General features: G+C 67.6%; 15 protein-coding genes and 1 other RNA gene. 14 read left to right on the top strand and 2 right to left on the bottom strand.

Going from position 1 to position 16,609, the window contains the following annotated elements; all coding sequences use genetic code 11:
- A complete protein-coding gene (locus FVO59_RS01920; RefSeq protein ID WP_182254100.1) occupies nt 1–813 on the top strand; it encodes an RHS repeat-associated core domain-containing protein in 813 nt (270 codons plus the stop codon).
- 11 nt (nt 814–824) lie between these two features.
- The gene (locus tag FVO59_RS01915; protein WP_182254098.1) at nt 825–1,232 is read left to right on the top strand and encodes a hypothetical protein; all 408 of its coding nucleotides are present in this window, start codon (nt 825–827) and stop codon (nt 1,230–1,232) included.
- 286 nt (nt 1,233–1,518) lie between these two features.
- On the opposite strand, the gene FVO59_RS01910 is transcribed toward FVO59_RS01915, so the two are convergent.
- Nucleotides 1,519–1,971 carry a hypothetical protein gene (locus FVO59_RS01910; protein ID WP_182254096.1) on the bottom strand — a complete coding sequence of 151 codons (453 nt, stop codon included), beginning with the start codon at nt 1,969–1,971 and terminating at the stop codon, nt 1,519–1,521.
- A 2,466-nt stretch (nt 1,972–4,437) separates the two neighbouring features.
- On the opposite strand from FVO59_RS01910, the gene FVO59_RS01905 reads away from it, so the two are divergent.
- From FVO59_RS01905 to FVO59_RS01860, 10 genes are all read left to right on the top strand, one after another.
- A complete protein-coding gene (locus FVO59_RS01905) occupies nt 4,438–4,743 on the top strand; it encodes an SEL1-like repeat protein (RefSeq protein WP_182254094.1) in 306 nt (101 codons plus the stop codon).
- A gap of 93 nt (nt 4,744–4,836) precedes the next feature.
- An RNA gene (gene ffs / locus FVO59_RS01900) (signal recognition particle sRNA small type) lies at nt 4,837–4,933 on the top strand.
- Between the two features lie 92 nt (nt 4,934–5,025).
- Nucleotides 5,026–5,634, top strand: a complete 609-nt coding sequence (locus tag FVO59_RS01895) for a rhomboid family intramembrane serine protease (RefSeq protein ID WP_259363368.1) — start codon at nt 5,026–5,028, stop codon at nt 5,632–5,634.
- A 71-nt stretch (nt 5,635–5,705) separates the two neighbouring features.
- On the top strand, nt 5,706–6,269 hold the full coding sequence (locus tag FVO59_RS01890) for a transglycosylase SLT domain-containing protein (protein ID WP_259363367.1): 564 nt from the start codon (nt 5,706–5,708) through the stop codon (nt 6,267–6,269).
- Between the two features lie 4 nt (nt 6,270–6,273).
- The gene (locus FVO59_RS01885) at nt 6,274–6,705 is read left to right on the top strand and encodes a hypothetical protein (protein WP_182254088.1); all 432 of its coding nucleotides are present in this window, start codon (nt 6,274–6,276) and stop codon (nt 6,703–6,705) included.
- 74 nt (nt 6,706–6,779) lie between these two features.
- A complete protein-coding gene (locus FVO59_RS01880; RefSeq protein ID WP_182254086.1) occupies nt 6,780–7,520 on the top strand; it encodes an HAD family hydrolase in 741 nt (246 codons plus the stop codon).
- Nucleotides 7,521–7,545: 25 nt separating this feature from the next.
- Nucleotides 7,546–10,038 carry a glycoside hydrolase family 65 protein gene (locus FVO59_RS01875; RefSeq protein ID WP_182254084.1) on the top strand — a complete coding sequence of 831 codons (2,493 nt, stop codon included), beginning with the start codon at nt 7,546–7,548 and terminating at the stop codon, nt 10,036–10,038.
- A 149-nt stretch (nt 10,039–10,187) separates the two neighbouring features.
- The gene (locus FVO59_RS01870) at nt 10,188–12,656 is read left to right on the top strand and encodes a DNA polymerase III subunit gamma and tau (protein WP_182254082.1); all 2,469 of its coding nucleotides are present in this window, start codon (nt 10,188–10,190) and stop codon (nt 12,654–12,656) included.
- Nucleotides 12,656–13,249, top strand: coding sequence for a recombination mediator RecR (gene recR, locus FVO59_RS01865; protein WP_182254080.1), 594 nt, complete (start codon nt 12,656–12,658; stop codon nt 13,247–13,249). Before FVO59_RS01870 ends, recR begins: the two co-directional genes overlap by 1 nt.
- Nucleotides 13,246–14,172, top strand: a complete 927-nt coding sequence (locus FVO59_RS01860; protein ID WP_259363365.1) for a DMT family transporter — start codon at nt 13,246–13,248, stop codon at nt 14,170–14,172. The genes recR and FVO59_RS01860 overlap by 4 nt, the downstream gene beginning before the upstream one ends.
- A 24-nt stretch (nt 14,173–14,196) precedes the next feature.
- Here FVO59_RS01860 and FVO59_RS01855 read toward each other — a convergent pair whose 3' ends face one another.
- Nucleotides 14,197–14,685: a DUF2871 domain-containing protein gene (locus FVO59_RS01855; RefSeq protein WP_346265682.1), complete on the bottom strand. Its 489-nt coding sequence runs from the start codon at nt 14,683–14,685 to the stop codon at nt 14,197–14,199.
- A gap of 96 nt (nt 14,686–14,781) precedes the next feature.
- Between FVO59_RS01855 and FVO59_RS01850 the strand changes: the two genes are divergently transcribed.
- Together FVO59_RS01850 and FVO59_RS01845 are read left to right on the top strand one after the other, a co-directional pair.
- Nucleotides 14,782–15,924 (top strand): sensor histidine kinase, encoded by a 1,143-nt coding sequence (locus FVO59_RS01850; RefSeq protein ID WP_182254077.1) that lies wholly within the window; start codon nt 14,782–14,784, stop codon nt 15,922–15,924.
- Complete coding sequence (locus tag FVO59_RS01845; RefSeq protein ID WP_182254075.1) at nt 15,921–16,535, top strand: response regulator; 615 nt, start codon at nt 15,921–15,923, stop codon at nt 16,533–16,535. The genes FVO59_RS01850 and FVO59_RS01845 overlap by 4 nt, the downstream gene beginning before the upstream one ends.
- The last annotated feature ends 74 nt before the right edge of the window (nt 16,536–16,609 follow it).

The raw sequence follows: 16,609 nt of genomic DNA, 5'->3' as shown, positions 1-16,609 counted from the left end.
GTGTTCCATCCTTACTTGAAGAACGGAACGAAAGTCAGGCCGATTCAGTACCCGAACCTGCAAGGGCACACCCTCGTCACCGGCAACGGCACCGGTCACGGTGGCGTGCAGCTGTACGACCCGTTCGGCCAGCCTCTCGACATGACCACCTTCGCGATCGGCACACCGACCGCCAACCGCACCGGTCAGGTGAACGGTGCGACAGGGTGGCACCAGGCAGCGCTGAAGACCACCGAAGCCGAATCCAGCGTCCTCATGATCGAGATGGGCGCGAGACTCTACGTCCCCGCCCTCGGCCGATTCCTGCAGGTCGACCCTGTCGAAGGCGGCGTCGACAACGACTACGTCTGGCCCACCGACCCCATCGGATCCGCAGACTTGAGCGGCGAGTTCGACTGGCTTTTCGCCCTTGACATGGTGGCCACGGCGGCGATATTCATTCCGGGGATCGGGACTGCGGCGGGGCTAGCAATCAAGGGTGTGGTGGTAGGCACGAGGCTCATTGCAACCGCCGCGCGTTCTACCAACGTCGCGCGAAAGATCGCGACGATCGCCAAATCGACTCGTGCTATGTCACACAAGGCTTCGGGTGGCATCAAGAAAGCTATACTGTCCACAAAGAGTGTCATCAAGAAGAACAACTTTGTCCGAATTGGAAAAAGTCCCGACGGCAATTTCCGGCTTTCGCTTGGTGCCCAGAGAAAGTACTGGCTCAAGTTTGGTGAGCCGCGACGGAGTTGGCAGCGTTGGCACGGGCACTTCGAGCTTCGTAAAGGCGGAATAACCGACAATAGGACTGGTGTAACGATTTGAAAGTACGGTCAATGGAAGAGCTGAGAAGGACTGATGATGAGATGCAAGAACTCATGGCGAAAATCCTGGATGAGCAGGAAGGTCTGATCTGGAGTCCGCTTCTCGAGGATAGCGCGACCGGGGTGTGCCTGCGGGATAGCGTTGGGGTCGGACGAAAGGCGGAAGTACTGCGAGCGGATTATACGCAGTACTCTCTCATAATCGACGATGCATACAGTGCCTCGTGGATTCAAGAGGATCTTACGCTGGACGAGGAAGAGTCTGAGATTCGTCGATTGATCTCCGTGGCTAATGCATATCTGGAGCATGGTGCTGAAATTCGGGCTACGAGGTTCTTTCGCCGACTGTATCTCGTTATCAATGTTGAAGGCCAGGTGGTAGAAGTTCACAGTCGACCAGGCGGAACTGATCATCGGTGAGAATTGGCCGGCATCAAGAGGCCTCTTGTGTGGCGATTTCCGGACTATGACCGGCTAACCGCCCGGCTCTCCAGCGCCGTCACGAACCCGGTCGCTGGTGCGGACAGCGTCACGGACGGGCTCGCCCCTGCGGATATCGTCTATGACGTCGCGGGTAACACGACCCGTCTCGGCGATGTGTCCCTTGCGTACGATGCGGCCGGACTTGATGCCGGGTCATCGTGGCGCCCCCGGTGTAGGTCGGAGTCTCCACGATCGTCTGGGAGCGGTGGCCAGGGGGCCTGCTTCAGGTTGCTGTCGCATTCTCAGTTTCGATGAGTTCGTTCAGTTCTGCGACGATTCGACGTGCCGTCCAGACTGTGCACATGGTGGCAGGAATGACTTCTGTAACGCTACTGGGGTCACCGCAGAAATCGATCTGCGCGATGCCGATGAGGTCCGCCGGCTGACCCAAGGTCCACCACCCGTTGTATTCGGCATCCACCACAAGATCCAGATCAGCGATGAGGAAGTGGTGAGTTCGCAAGTACGACCTAATGTGAATCGTCCCATCCGCCACCCAGGACCTGACCCGAAAACTCAGAACCAGGGCGCCAAGCGGTATCACCATGAACCACCACAGCCAGGCGTCCGCCGAGATGGTGCATAAGAAGGCGACGAACACCGAGTGCGCTGCGGCAAGGAATCGAGGAACGCGACCGATCTTTCGGAGCGCTGCCAGGTCAGAAGTCTCACGCACAGGCGTAGTGGTTACGACGAAACGCCATACTGGAATCCCCTCCATCCAGTGCGCGTCCCCGGCGCACAGGCGTAGCCTAGACCCGGATCGAACCCGCAAGCGAGAAGACCTGCCTGCGCTGTGACGTCAGGGTACGATGCGTCTGTCCGAGCCCGGGCGCACGGTCATCGTGGTTGTCGACGAGATCTGCGGGGCCCCGTTCCCGAACCCGCCTCAACGCCAAGCCATCGATTCAGCGATTCCGCGAGGCGTCTCGCAGTACGTCGATTGCATACCGTGCCATGCAGTTTGACAGTCCGGCCGTCACGCATGTCCGCATGGATCAGACCACTCTCCAACTTCCCGCCGTACACCGTCCAGCCGAGTATGAAGAAGGCCCCTGCGTACGATTCAGCGCGGAATCGAGAGATGTCGTCACAGGCATATCGTCGCCGGGCCCACCACGAGGTCACGATGATGTCAGTGTCCTCGATTCGGATGCCCGTAGACGGCAGTCGAATCCAGAGCCACGTACATACCAACACCGAGACTGCCGACGCGGCGCTCGCCCAAAGTGGCACCTCGGAGACATTGGTCACGAGCAGAACTAGCGGCAGGACACCGATGAAGAACGAAGACCCAGCTAGCCGGCGGGCGCGTTCAAATAGCGACCTACGGCGCTCTGGCTCTGGCAGCATGATATGAACTTACTCGCCAGACAACTGAACGAGGAAGCCGGAGACCTTCACATTCTCGCCTTGTCCACGTTCCAGGCGGCCGCTTCATCGCTACATTCGGGCCGCGTGTGCTTCAGCTATCCCTATATCCGTTTGAGGAAGGTCCACTGCGTCCGCCGGCGCGAGGACTGGGAAACTGGGCGTAGCACCTCTTCCAGTTTGCCGACGACGGTAACATGCCGAATGCCCGCATCAACAAGTTCCGCCGGATCATCGATCGATAGGCAGTCAATAAGCCCGAGCTCCCTGATTCCGAGTCGACCGAGCACGCGGGCATTTCTTATCTGACCGACGCGATCGAACGAGACAGATCTTAACCGCGGAAAATCGAGAAGTCGTGCGCGCCATGATCGATCCTCTTCTTGTTGGAGCCGACGTTCGTGCTGCGTTCGGAGCGATGTCCAGGGGCGCTGCTTCTGATGGTGAGGTCGTGCGACTTCTGAAGCAGAGCGCCCGCACCGCCGACTTCGCGATGGACGAGTTCTCGCCAGATGCGGCGATCCGAGCATCGATCGCCGATGCGTATCACAGTTGGAGGAGCCGCCGGGGCTCTCGTGCAGCGGTCGTCCGGGATGCGCGTCGGATGGCTCGTTGCGTGGTAGGTCACGACAGCATCTGGGCTTCGGGCGATTGGGGAACAGGGCTCACGCAGGTCGTTCTGCTGGCCTGTTCGAACTCATGAGTCGCGCGTAGCGGCTGGATCGCGTGCTGAGGATGGGTGATGATGCAAGTCATGAGGCGGTCCGCTGCTCCGCTTCATTCAGACGCCCGTCCCGGATTCGGACATGCGCAGTACCTTGAGGACGGCTCCGCCGCGCAGCTCGACCGAACTGGGCGCGTCGAAGGCGGCGTCGACAACGACTACGTCTGGCCCTCGACCCCATCAGGAACCACGACGTTTCAGGAGAAGCAGTCCCCCTTGGCACTCCTCATCCTTGGCGTATTGGGCAGTCCAATCTTCTGGGCCGGCGCGGCAGTGGCGGTTAGCGCAATCGCGATAGCTTCCGGTGGCGCTTACTGCAGGTGTGATTGCTGCCGCCCGGGGATTCATGAAAATGGCACACAGGAAGAAGGAACGCGCTCGAAACGCGGACCGCAAGGGTCATGGTGAGAACAAGAAGGGGGTCGCCCCGAACAAGCATCAGGATGCCCGAGGATACGGCGGTAGACAGAAGCCGAACATGAGGCCGAACCCCAGCACACGGCCCCTCGGAGCGATTTCGCGGCAATCCTGGGCGGGCGGGCGTTGCGTACAGGCAGACTTATCATCGCGCCAGGGTGATGTGCCCCAGAATCGAGGTGATCAAGTGGACCAGGGCGTGCTGAGGCTTGTGACAGGTGTGCGTGACCACAGTTCCGAGGCGATCTCGCGCGTGACGGGGATGTTCGCTGAGCAAGAGGCTGGCCTGACCGCAATCTCGAGTATCCAGCGTGCCGAGACCGTGGGTCACGCAGCGTATGAGCTTGGAACTCTGCTGTGGGACGAGGAAGGGCAAGAACTGTGGGCCATCGATGTGATGCAGACGGCAGTTGACCTCGGGTGCTCAGACGCATTGCTGCCACTCGGCGATGGGCTGAACTGGATGGGAATGCATGCGAAAGCCGTGGTCGTCCTGTCGCGGGCCCTCGTTGAGTCCGACCGCGATCCGGCGCGGGTTGAGGGTCTGCTGGGGCAGTCGCTCCGCCGAACGGGAGTTGGCGATGAGCGCGTCGAGGGGTTCCTTCGCGCTGGGTGTACGAGGAGTTCGGCATGGAGTATGCGGCCGTCCTCACGGAGGGTGGAAAGTACGCTGAGGCTCGAGTTGTGCTTGAAGCACTGATGAGGGCAGGCGTATACGGAGCGGCGCTAAGACTGGGAAACCTGCTGGATGACATTCTGGGTGACACAGACGCCGCGGTGGATGCGTACGCCGAGGGGGTCCAGAGCGGAGATGCGCACGCGGCATACAACCTCGGTGCGCTGTTCTATCGGGATGCGGACTATGTCGAGAGTGAACGGTACTTCGAGTTGGCTCGCGAGATGGGCGACACCACGGAACACCCGGATTTCGGGTGATGCCCGATATCACGTGGTCGCCGACATCGATGAGCCGTCGCGCTGACCCGCGGGCCCGGTCGTCCCGCTCTCCGTGGGTCGGGTAGACTGATCGACGGCTCTCCGCGTGACGGCATCCAGGCCAATTCCCCCAGGACGGAAACGTAGCAAGGGTAACCGGGCTCTGTCGGGTGCGCGGAGGGTCTTTTCTTTTGCCCGCCGGCCGCCGCTCTGCGGGAGGCAGCCTGCAGGACGTGTCCGGATCCTCGGCTCTCTCACCGGATGCCCTGCGAGGATCGACGTGTGACCGCTCCCGCCACTCGCACCTCGTCTGCCAGCCGCTTTCTCGCGCCGGTGATGCTGCTCGCCCTGATGTGGGCCATCCAGGTGCTCGATGCGCTGCTGCCCGGATCGTTCACGGGCTGGGGGCTTCGCTCGTGGGATCTCGCCAGCCTCCCGGGGCTCGTGCTCGGACCCCTGCTGCACGCGAGCTGGGCTCACCTGATCAGCAACTCCCTGCCGCTGCTGGTGCTCGGCTGCCTGGTCGCCGTCGAGGGGGCGAGGCGCTTCTGGGCGGTCACCGGCATCATCGCCGTCGTCGGGGGAGCGGGCACCTGGTTCCTGAACGCCCCGGGCACGCTCACCGTCGGCGCATCGGTTCTCGTGTTCGGGTACTTCGGCTACACGGTGCTGCGCGTCTTCGCGCCGGGCAGGGTGTCTCACCGCATCGCGTACGCGGCGATCGCCCTCATCGTCATCGTGCTGTACGGCACGACCGTGCTCACCGGCATCTTCGGCGCCGCCGCCGGTGTCTCGTGGCAGGCGCACCTGTTCGGCGCGATCGGCGGAGGCATCGCCGCGCTGGCGGCTCGGCGCCCGCCGCGCGGCGGCCGCCAGTCCGTGCGACCGTGAGCGCTCGCCGCAGGTACCCCGCGCGAAGAACGCGCCGTCGCGCCCGTCGAAGCGGACTCAGGGTCGCCGCGATGACCCTCGGTGTCGCCGTGCTGGCATCCGGACTGCTCGCCGTCATCACCCTCGTCACCACGCCGCGGCCCGAGGGCTACTGTCTCGATCAGCCCGAGGACTACCCCGCCTTCGGAGTGGAGGGATGGCGCGGCGAGCAGCTCGAGAACGCCGCGACGATCGTGCGCACCGCCCGCGAGCTCGGATTCGCCCGCGATGGGCAGATCGTCGGAGTGATGGCGGCGATGGGCGAGAGCTCGCTGCGAAACATCGACCACGGCGACTGGGAGACCTCGGGCGTCACGAACCCCGACGGCAGCCGCACGACGAGCATCGGACTGTTCCAGCAGCAGGACTGGTGGGGCAGCGTCGCCGAGCGGATGGACCCCGCCACCGCGTCGTCGATGTTCTACACGCGGCTGCGACGCGTGGCCGACTGGCCGAGCCTCGAGCCCTCGCACGCCATCAACCGGGTGCAGATCAACTCCGACCGCGAGCACTACGCCCGCTTCGCCGACGACGCCGCTGCGGTCGTCGACGCCCTCTCAGGGCCGTGCCCTGCAGACACCGCGCCGGTACCCTGAGACCGTGAGCGCACGCATCGTCCTCGTGCTCGACGCCTCCGCGTCGGCCCTCGAGTACGCCCTCGTCGACGTCGATCGTCGACGCATCCTCGCCGATGGGCGCGTGGATCGCATCGGGTCGGCGGATGCCGAGGCAAGCCACACCGTGCACTTCTTCGCCGAGCCGGGCGAACCGGCGCCGACAGTGCTCTCGGCGACCGCCGGCGAGGCGGTCGCGGTCGACGGACCGGATGCCGTGATGCGGGTGGTCCTCGACCAGTTCACCCGGCACGGGCCCTCACTCGACGAGAGCCGGCCGATCGCCGTCGCGCAGGTCGGGGACGAAGGCGGAATCCGCTCCGCGTCGACCACGGCGTTCCCTGGCATCCCGCAGCACTCGGCGCCCGGCGCCGACTCGCCTCTGATCGCCGCACGGCGCGTTCTCGGGCTGATCTGACAGAGCGGTCAACCCCCTCTGAGAGGGCGCCGTCTTCACTAGGCTTGATGCGCACGTCCGATCAAGGAGGTTCCATGTCAGACGCACTCCCCGACCTGCATCGCGCACCCGGCGTGCTCTTCGACCTCGACGGGGTGCTGACCCCCACCGCCGAGGTGCACATGCGCGCCTGGCAGAAGGTGTTCGACGAGGTGTTCGCCCGCTGGGGCATCCAGCCCGCGTACACCGACGCCGACTACTTCGCCTACGTCGACGGCAAGAAGCGCTACGACGGCGTGGCGAGCCTGCTGCGCAGCCGCAACGTCGAGATCCCCTGGGGAGAGGTCACCGACCCGCCCGAGGCCGAGACGGTCTGCGGCGTCGGCAACCGCAAGAACGACGCCTTCATCTCGGTGCTGCGCAGCGAGGGGATCGCGGCGTACCCCGGTTCGCTGGCCCTGCTCGAGAGCCTGCGCGACGCCAGGGTGCCGATGGGAGTCGTCTCGAGCTCGAAGAACGCCGAGGAGGTGCTCGGCAGCGCGGGCATCCGGGACTTCTTCCGCGCCGTCGTCGACGGACTCGTCGCCGAACGCGACCACCTCGCCTCGAAGCCTGCTCCCGACATGTTCCTGGAGGGTGCGCGGATGCTGGGCGTGGACCCGGCAGAGGCCGTTGCCGTCGAAGACGCCGTGTCGGGGGTCGCCTCGGCGGCCGCCGCCGGATACCGCTCCGTGATCGGCGTCGACCGCGGTGCCGGACCTGATGCTCTGCGCGAGGCCGGCGCGACCGGTATCGTCGATGACCTTGCCCGTCTGCTCGGCGACGTGCAGAGCTGACCCCTCAACCGCTTTCGGAGACAGCATGATCGATCGCGACCGCTACCCCGTCGACCCCTGGCGCCTGATCGAGACCAGGTACGACGAGGAGGGGGTCTCCGAGACCCTCTTCACCGTCGGCAACGGCTATCTCGGCCTGCGCGGCAACCACATCGAGGGCCGCGGCGCCCACGAGCACGGAACGTTCATCAACGGACTGCACGAGACCTGGCCGATCCGCCATGCCGAGCAGGCGTACGGCTTCGCCGAGGTCGGTCAGACGATCGTCAACGCACCTGACGCCAAGGTGATGCGGGTGTACATCGACGACGAGCCGCTCTCGTTCGACGAGATGGAGGTGCACGAGTACTCGCGCTCTCTCGACATGCGCACAGGCGTGCTCGAACGCAACGTCGTGTGGGTGACCCCGTCCGGCAAGCGCGTGCGCATGCGCGATGAGCGCATCGTGAGCTTCGAGGAGCGCCACCTCGCGGTGCTGCGCCTCGAGCTGACTGTCGAGAACGCCGACGCCCCGGTCACGATCAGCTGCCAGATGCTGAACCGTCAGGACGGCGCGGGCATCTACGCCGGCGACCCGATGGCCGCCAAGGCCGCAGGCAAGGCGGGCTTCGACCCGCGCAAGGCCGAGAAGATCACCGAGCGCGTGCTGCAGCCGGTGGAGTACTGGCAGGACGGACTGCGTTCGGCGCTGTCGTACCGCGTCTCGGACTCGGGGATGACCGTCGCGGTCGTCGCCGATCACATGATCGAGACCGAGAACGACTACAGCGCCCGCACTCTCGTCGAGCCCGACATCGCGAAGAACGTGTTCCGCGTGCAGGCGAAGGCGGGCGTGCCCATCCGCGTCGGCAAGGTCGTCAGCTACCACACCTCGCGCGGCGTGCCCCCGCGCGAGCTGGTCGACCGCTGCCGCCGCTCGCTCGACCGAGTGGGGGTGGAGGGGGTGGATGCCCTCTTCGCCGCGCAGCGCGAGTGGCTCGCCGCGTTCTGGGAGCGCTCAGATGTGCGCATCGCCGGCCACGACGACCTGCAGCAGGCGACCCGCTGGTGCCTGTTCCAGCTCGCGCAGGCGGCATCGCGGGCAGACGGCCACGGCGTCGCTGCGAAGGGCCTGACCGGATCGGGATACAGCGGTCACTACTTCTGGGACACCGAGATCTACGTGCTGCCGTTCCTCACGTACACCTCGCCGCAGTGGGCCAAGAACGCGCTGCGCGCCCGCGTGATGATGCTGCCTGCCGCGCGCCGGCGTGCGGCTCAGCTGAACGAGGCCGGAGCGCTGTTCCCGTGGCGCACGATCAACGGCGAGGAGGCCTCGGCCTACTACGCCGCAGGCACCGCCCAGTACCACATCAACGCCGACGTCAGCTTCGCCCTCGGCAAGTACGTGCGGGCGACGGGCGATGAGGACTTCCTGCGCCGGGAGGGCGCCGACATCGCGGTCGAGACCGCACGGCTGTGGGCGACGCTCGGGTTCTGGCGGGGATCCAACGGCGACTCGACGTTCCACATCCACGGCGTGACCGGGCCCGACGAGTACACCACCGTCGTCAACGACAACCTCTTCACCAACGTCATGGCGCGGTACAACCTGCGCTTCGCGGCGCGCATCGTCGGAGAGATGGCCGAGAGCGATCCGGCCGCGTACGCCGCTCTCGTCGACCGCACGGGTCTGGATGAGGGCGAGCGGGATGCCTGGGCCCGAGCGGCCGAGGCGATCCACATCCCGTACAGCGAGGCGCTGGGCATCCATCCGCAGGACGCGTTCTTCCTCGAACGCGAGGTGTGGGATCTCGAGGGCACGCCGCCCGAGATGCGCCCGCTGCTGCTGCACTACCACCCGCTGGTGATCTACCGGTTCCAGGTGCTGAAGCAGGCGGATGTCGTGCTGGCCCTGTTCCTGCAGGGCAATCACTTCACCCAAGAGGAGAAGCTGGCCGACTTCGACTACTACGACCCGCTGACCACGGGAGACTCGACGCTCTCCGCGGTGGTGCAGTCGATCATGGCGGCGGAGGTGGGGTACCAGGATCTCGCCAGGAAGTACTTCGAGCAGGCGCTGTTCGTCGACCTGGGGGATCTGCACCACAACGCCGCTGACGGCGTGCACGTGGCATCCACCGGTGGCATCTGGACTGCGCTGGTCAGCGGTTTCGGCGGCATGCGCGACCACGACGGCGAGCTGAGCTTCGATCCGCGTCTGCCCGCCGACTGGCCCGAGCTGTCGTACCCGCTGCAGTGGCGCGGTTCGCAGCTTCAGGTGACGATCACGCGCAACCAGCTGCGTCTGGAGGTCCGCGAGGGCGACGCCGTCGACTTCACGGTGCGCGGTGCCGCGCACCGTGCGTCGACGGGGGAGCCGGCGCTCGTGCTGCTCGCCGGTCAGGGGCCTGTGCGTCCTGGCCGTCCCACCCTGCGCGGGATCGCGGATGCCCGTCGCGACGACGGCACGCGCCTGTCGGCCTCGGTGCCCGTGACCACCACGACGATCCCCGTCATCGAGGCGTTCGAGGACTGACCCTTCTCCTGCGTCGACACCCCTGCTTGCTGCCGACACCCCCAGGTATGAACGTCTCTACCTGGGGGTGTCGGCGATAAGTGGGGGTGTCGGCGGAGACCGACAGCAGAGCCGGTCGAAGTGTCGGCGGCACGCCGTAGGCTGGACTGGTGACGACAGCCCTGTACCGCCGCTACCGGCCCGAGACCTTCGGCGAGATGATCGGGCAGTCCCAGGTGACCGATCCGCTCATGACCGCGCTGCGCGGCGACCGCGTCGGCCACGCCTATCTGTTCTCGGGTCCCCGCGGCTGCGGAAAGACCACCTCCGCCCGCATCCTGGCGCGGTGCCTGAACTGTGCAGAGGGCCCGACCGACACGCCCTGCGGTGTCTGCCCCAGCTGCGTCGAGCTGTCGCGCGCGGGCGGCGGATCGCTCGACGTGGTCGAGATCGACGCGGCCAGCCACAACGGTGTCGACGATGCCCGTGACCTGCGCGAGCGCGCGACGTTCGCACCCAGCCGCGACCGGTTCAAGATCTTCATCCTCGACGAGGCGCACATGGTCACCCCGCAGGGCTTCAACGCCCTGCTGAAGCTCGTCGAAGAGCCGCCCGCGCACGTGAAGTTCATCTTCGCGACCACTGAGCCCGAGAAGGTGCTCGGCACCATCCGCTCGCGCACTCACCACTACCCGTTCCGGCTCGTTCCGCCGGCTGCGATGCTCGAGTACGTCGAGAAGCTCTGCGCCGAAGAGGGAGTGCAGGTCGAGCCGGGTGTGCTGACGCTCGTGGTGCGCGCAGGCGGAGGGTCGCCGCGCGACACCCTCTCGCTGCTCGACCAGCTCATCGCCGGCTCCGATCAGGGCAATGTGACCTATGAGCGCGCGGTCGCGCTGCTCGGCTACACGCACGCGGCGCTGCTCGACGAGATCGTCGACGCGCTCGCCGCGGGCGATGCGGCGACGGCTTTCCCCGCGGTCGACCGCGTGGTGCAGACCGGCCAGGACCCTCGCCGCTTCGTCGACGACCTCCTCGAGCGGCTGCGTGATCTGATCGTCATCGACGCGGTCGGCGATGGCGCGTCGGCGGTTCTGCGCGGCATCCCCGCCGACGAGATGGAGCGCATGCAGGCGCAGGCCGCCGCCTTCGGGTCTGTCCGCCTCTCGCGCACCGCCGACCTGGTCAGCCAGGCGCTCGACGACATGAGCGGCGCGACCTCGCCGCGGCTGCATCTGGAGCTGATGGTCGCGCGGGTGCTCGCCGGGGCATCGCGGGATGCCATTGGTGCCGCGACCCAGAACGCGCCCGCCCAGACCGCTCCTGGTCAGGCCGCGCCCGCCCAGGCCGCGCCTGGTCAGGCCGCGCCTGGTCAGCGACCCGCCCCGGCGCCGGCGTCGGCCGCCGCGTCCGAGTCCGCGGCTCCCGCGCAGACCGTGCCGGTCTCGCCCGTCATCGTCGAGAACCTCACCTCATCGACGCCCCAGACGTCGAGCGGGCAGGGCGCAGTGCCTTCGGCCACGCAGTCCGGTGCCGCGATCCCCGATCCCGTCGCGCAGAACGCGCGATCCGCCGAACGGTCCGCAGACTCGCCCGCCGCGCCCGCCCCGGCTGCCGATCCCGTCGGTACGTCCGCGCCCGTCACCTTCGAGCGGATCGCCGCAGCGTGGCCCGCGGTGCTCACGCGCTTGGAGACGATCAGTCGTGCGTCGTGGCTGATCGTCACGGGCATCCAGCCTCTCGCCTTCGACGCCGCAAGCGAGGTTCTCACTCTCGGGTTCTCCAGCCCGAGCGATGTGCCGAAGTTCAAGGGCACCACCCCCGGCAAGGGCACCTCCGATCACCTGCGCACGGCGATCGAGCAGGAACTCGGGGTGACCGTGAAGTACCGGCCCGCTCCGCTGCCGCCAGGCGGGGGAGGCGGCGCCGCCGCGCCCAGCGGGCCCGCTCCGACGGGGTCGGGACCAGGTGCAGCGCCGACGCGACCCGCGAAGGGCGACGACGCCCCGGCAGCAGGCTGGGCGAACCCGATGAGCGGACCGCAGGACCTCGGTGGCGCCGCCGCGGCGCAGCCGCGTCCGAACGCCGGCGCCCCGGCATCCGGAACGTCGTCGAACGCCACGCGGTCGGCGTCGGCCGCTGTCACCGACTGGGCCGTGGCGCCCATTCCGTCGTCCGCACCGTCGACCGCGGTCGCGACCGCTCCGGTCGAGACCGGCGCGGTGATCGCTGCACCGCAGCCGCAGTTCCCCGTCGACGAAGAGCCGGCCGACGTCGAAGCCGCGGGCTCGGCTCCGCTCCCGCCGCATGACGGCGACATCGATGCGCCCCCGGCGCCCGACGACTATCCGCCCTACGACGACGAGCCGCCGTACGACCCCGAATACGACGAGCCTCGATCCGCCCCGAGCGCGGCGACGTCCGCACCGACGCCCGCACCCTCGCGGGTGCCCGCACCTGCCCCCGCGGCGACGCAGCAGGCACCGGCGCGACCCTCTCTCCGCGAGGTGCCTCCTGCACCACCCAGTCGCCCCATGGCCTCCGACGGCGTGGAGCGTCGCGGTGAAGCGGTCATCCGTCAGGTGCTCGGCGCGAAGTTCATCCGCGAAGAGCCCTACCAGCCCCCCTCGAGGTTCAACTGATGTACGACGGAATCGTCCAGGAGCTGATCGACGAGTTCGGCCGGCTGCCAGGCATCGGCCCCAAGTCCGCGCAGCGCATCGCGTTCCACATCCTGCAGACGCCGTCGTTCGACGTCGCACGGCTCTCGGAACTGCTGACCGAGGTACGCGCGCGCGTCCGCTTCTGCGAGGTGTGCGGCAACGTGTCCGAGCAGGACCGCTGCGCCATCTGCCGCGACCCGCGTCGCAACCCCGAGCTGATCTGCGTCGTGGAAGACGCCAAGGATGTCGCCGCGATCGAGCGCACCCGCGAGTTCCGCGGGCTCTACCACGTGCTCGGCGGCGCGATCAGCCCGATCGCCGGCGTCGGGCCGGACGACCTGCGCATCACGCAGCTGATGACCCGACTCGCCGACGGCACGGTGCAGGAGGTCATCCTCGCCACCAACCCGAATCTCGAGGGAGAGGCGACAGCCAGCTATCTGAGCAGACTGCTGACCAGCATGGCCATCACCGTGTCGCGCCTGGCGTCGGGCCTGCCCGTCGGCGGCGACCTCGAGTACGCCGACGAGGTGACGCTGGGGCGCGCCTTCGAGGGCCGTCGCCGCCTGTGAACGCGCACCACCCCGGATCCACCCGCAAGGGATGGATCCTGTTCGCCGTGATGGCGTTCGTGTGGGGCATCACCTACCTGTTCATCAAAGAGGCGGTGCACTCGTTCTCGCCGCCCGCGGTCGTCGCCGGACGCACCCTGCTCGGCGGTCTGATCCTGTTGCCGTTCGCCCTGCGCAGCGGGGCACTCGCCGCGGCCTGGAAGCACTGGCCGTGGGTGCTCGCGTTCGGGCTCATCGAGATGGCAGGCCCCTTCCTGCTTCTGAGCCACGCCGAGACCCAGCTGCCCTCCGGACTCACCGGGCTGCTCGTCTCGACGGTGCCACTGTTCGCCGTGCTCATCGCGCTGTTGCGCGGTGACCGCTCCGCTCTCGCCCCCATCCGTCTCGGCGGCCTGCTGCTCGGCTTCGCCGGCGTCGCTGTCGTCGTCGCCGGGCCCGGGCTCTTCCCGCACGGGCCAGGCAGCGCCTTCGCGATCGGCGAGATCCTGCTCACCGCCGTGATGTACGCGATCGCGCCGTTCATCATCGCGCTCAAGCTCAGAGACGTGCCCTCGCTCGGCACCATCACGCTCGCGCTGTTCGCCATCGGCATCGGCTACCTGCCTGCCGGCCTTCTCACCCAGCACGAGGTGCCGACGATCCGTTCGACCGTGTCGCTGGTGCTGCTCGGCGTCGTCTGCACAGCGCTCGCATTCGTCGCCTTCTTCGCCCTGATCCGCGAGGTCGGGCCGGTGCGTGCGCCGCTGTTCACCTACATCAACCCGATCGTCGCGATCGTGCTCGGCACCATCGTGCTCGCCGAGCCGCTGACGCCGGGGCTGCTGATCGGGTTCCCGATCGTGCTGATCGGATGCTGGTTCGCCGCCACCGGGGGCAGGCTTCGGCCTCGGGAGCCGCAGCCACCGCAGCCGTCTCAGCTCTGATCCGCCATCCGGCAGCGCGAGCGGTCAGCGGCTGACAGCCTTGCGCAGCATCAGGAGCAGAAGAACGAAGCCCGCACCGAGCAGCATGTGTCCCGTGCCGGCGATCCCCGCGATCATCTTCGACGACTCATGGCCGATCACCTGAAGCATCCCGTGCCAGACGAGACCGACGGCGGTCACCACGACGCCCGCGTTGTAGATCCAGAAGAACCAGCGGAACAGACGACCGACAGACAGCGTGAACGACTTCTCCAGCGCCATCACGACGAGCAGCACGATCACCCCGAGGGTGAGGATGTGGGTGTGCGCCAGGCCCAGCTGACCGTGCATGCCCTCCTCGAAGCCGTTCAGCTTTGTGAACTCGCGGTAGAACAGCCCCGCGGCCAGTCCGATCAGTGTGTAGCCGGTGACGGCGGCGAGCAGCATGCGCAGGGCGGAGCGCTGCCCGGCGCGCTCGAGAGTGAGGGAGAGGGAGGCGGATTCGGTGCCGGATGCCGTGGCGGTCTCTGTCATGTCTTCCAGCCTCGACGCCGCATGAGCGCTGCGGATCCATCGAAGGATCGATGTTCTGCGGCTGCGCTCCAGGCGCGCAGCGGCGAGAATCGGAGGGTGAGTCCCGATCGCCGACGGATGCTGCGTGCCGCACGCTTCGCCCTGCATCTGATCACCGTCTCGCTGGCCGTCGTCACGGCCCTGCGGGCGGTGGTCGACGGCACCGACCTGCTTCCTGCCATGGTCGCGGCTGGCCTCTTCCTCGCCTGGTACGGGGCGGGAGCCTCGATGGCGCGCGGCAGAGCGGCGCACTGGTGGCTCATCGTTCTCGGCGCTGTCTGGCTCGGGATGCTCGCACTCTCGCCCGAGTTCGTCTGGCTGTCGTTCCCGCTCCTGCTGCTCGCCGGGCACGTCCTCCCTGTGGTGGGCTCCGCTCTGTTCGCCGCCGTCGTACTCGCGGCGGCGATAGCCGCACCGGCCGTGCACAGCGTCGAGATGACATTCGCGCACCTGGCCGGCCCGCTGCTCGGCGGCGGCTTCGCGCTCGCCGTGTCGCTCGGGTACGACGCGCTGCTGCGCGACGCCGTCGAGCGTGACGAGCTGATCGCCTCGCTGCTGCGTGCGCAGCGCGAGATGGCCGAACTGCAGGACGAGCTGGGACGCACCCAGCGCGAGGCGGGTGCCGCCCGCGAGCGCACCAGGCTCGCCCGCGACCTGCACGACACGATCGCGCAGGAGCTCAGCTCGGTGTCGCTGCTCGCCAGAGGCGGCGACGCCGCACGGATGCCGCAGATCGATCAGCTCGCACAGCACTCGCTCACCGAGCTGCGCCGCATCGTCGCGGCACTCGCTCCGGCCGAGCTGCAGGGCACCGCCCTCACCGGGGCTTTGCAGCGCCTGCTCGACGCGCTGGCAGAAGACACCGGGATCAGCGTCGCGCTCGACTCCGCCGACGCGCCTCCCGCGCTGCCGACCCCCGTCGAGGTGACGCTGCTGAGGATCGCGCAGTCGGCGCTGGCGAACGTGCGGCAGCACTCCGGTGCGGAGGCGGTGCGCGTCACCCTGTCGGCCGCAGGCGGCCGCACCGCGCTGCAGATCTCCGACGACGGGCGCGGGTTCGACACGACCGCGCTCGAGGGGCGCACGCAGTCGTACGGCCTGGTCGCCATGCGCTCCCGGCTGCGCGAGCTGGGCGGCGAGCTGCGCATCGACAGCGTTCCGGGCGAGGGCACCACGATCCGAGCCGAGGTCCGCTCATGAGCATCCGGCTTCTCATCGTCGACGATCACCCGATCGTGCGCGCCGGACTGCGCAGCGTCGTGGAGCGGCGCGGCTTCGAGGTGATCGGAGAGGCGGGCAGCGGCGAGGAGGCCGTCGCCCTGGCATCCGCCCTGCGACCGGACGTCGTGCTCTGCGACCTGCGCCTGGGGGAGGGGATCGACGGCGTGGCGACCACCGCGGCCCTGCGGGCCGCACCGCATCCGCCCGCAGTGATCATCCTGACCACCTTCGACCACGACGCGCAGATCGTGCGCGCACTCGAAGCGGGCGCCGCCGGATATCTCCTCAAAGACGTCGCCACCGAGGTCATCGCGAAGGCGATCACGGATGCCGCGGCCGGCGCGCTCGTGTTCGGCCCCGACGACGAACGGCTGATCACCGCCCTGCGGGCTCCGCGCGTCGCACTCACCGCGCGTGAGCTCGAGGTGCTCCGCTGCATCGATGAGGGAGCAGGCAACCGCGAGATCGCCGAGCGGCTGTTCATCGCGGAGGCCACCGTCAAGACGCACGTCGTGCACCTGCTGGAGAAGCTCGGGGTCGGCGGGCGCAGCGCGGCGGCCGCGGAGGCGCGGCGCCGGGGGCTGATCTGACCTGAGGGCGAACGTCGCCGCGGGCCTCGTCACATGCTGAGGGCGGCATGGGCGTGATCCGTAGAATGTGCATG

Origin of the sequence: Microbacterium esteraromaticum, from assembly GCF_014084045.1 — a bacterium.
Classification (GTDB): Bacteria; Actinomycetota; Actinomycetes; order Actinomycetales; family Microbacteriaceae; genus Microbacterium; species Microbacterium esteraromaticum_D.
This window is presented reverse-complemented; position numbering and strand designations above follow the sequence as displayed.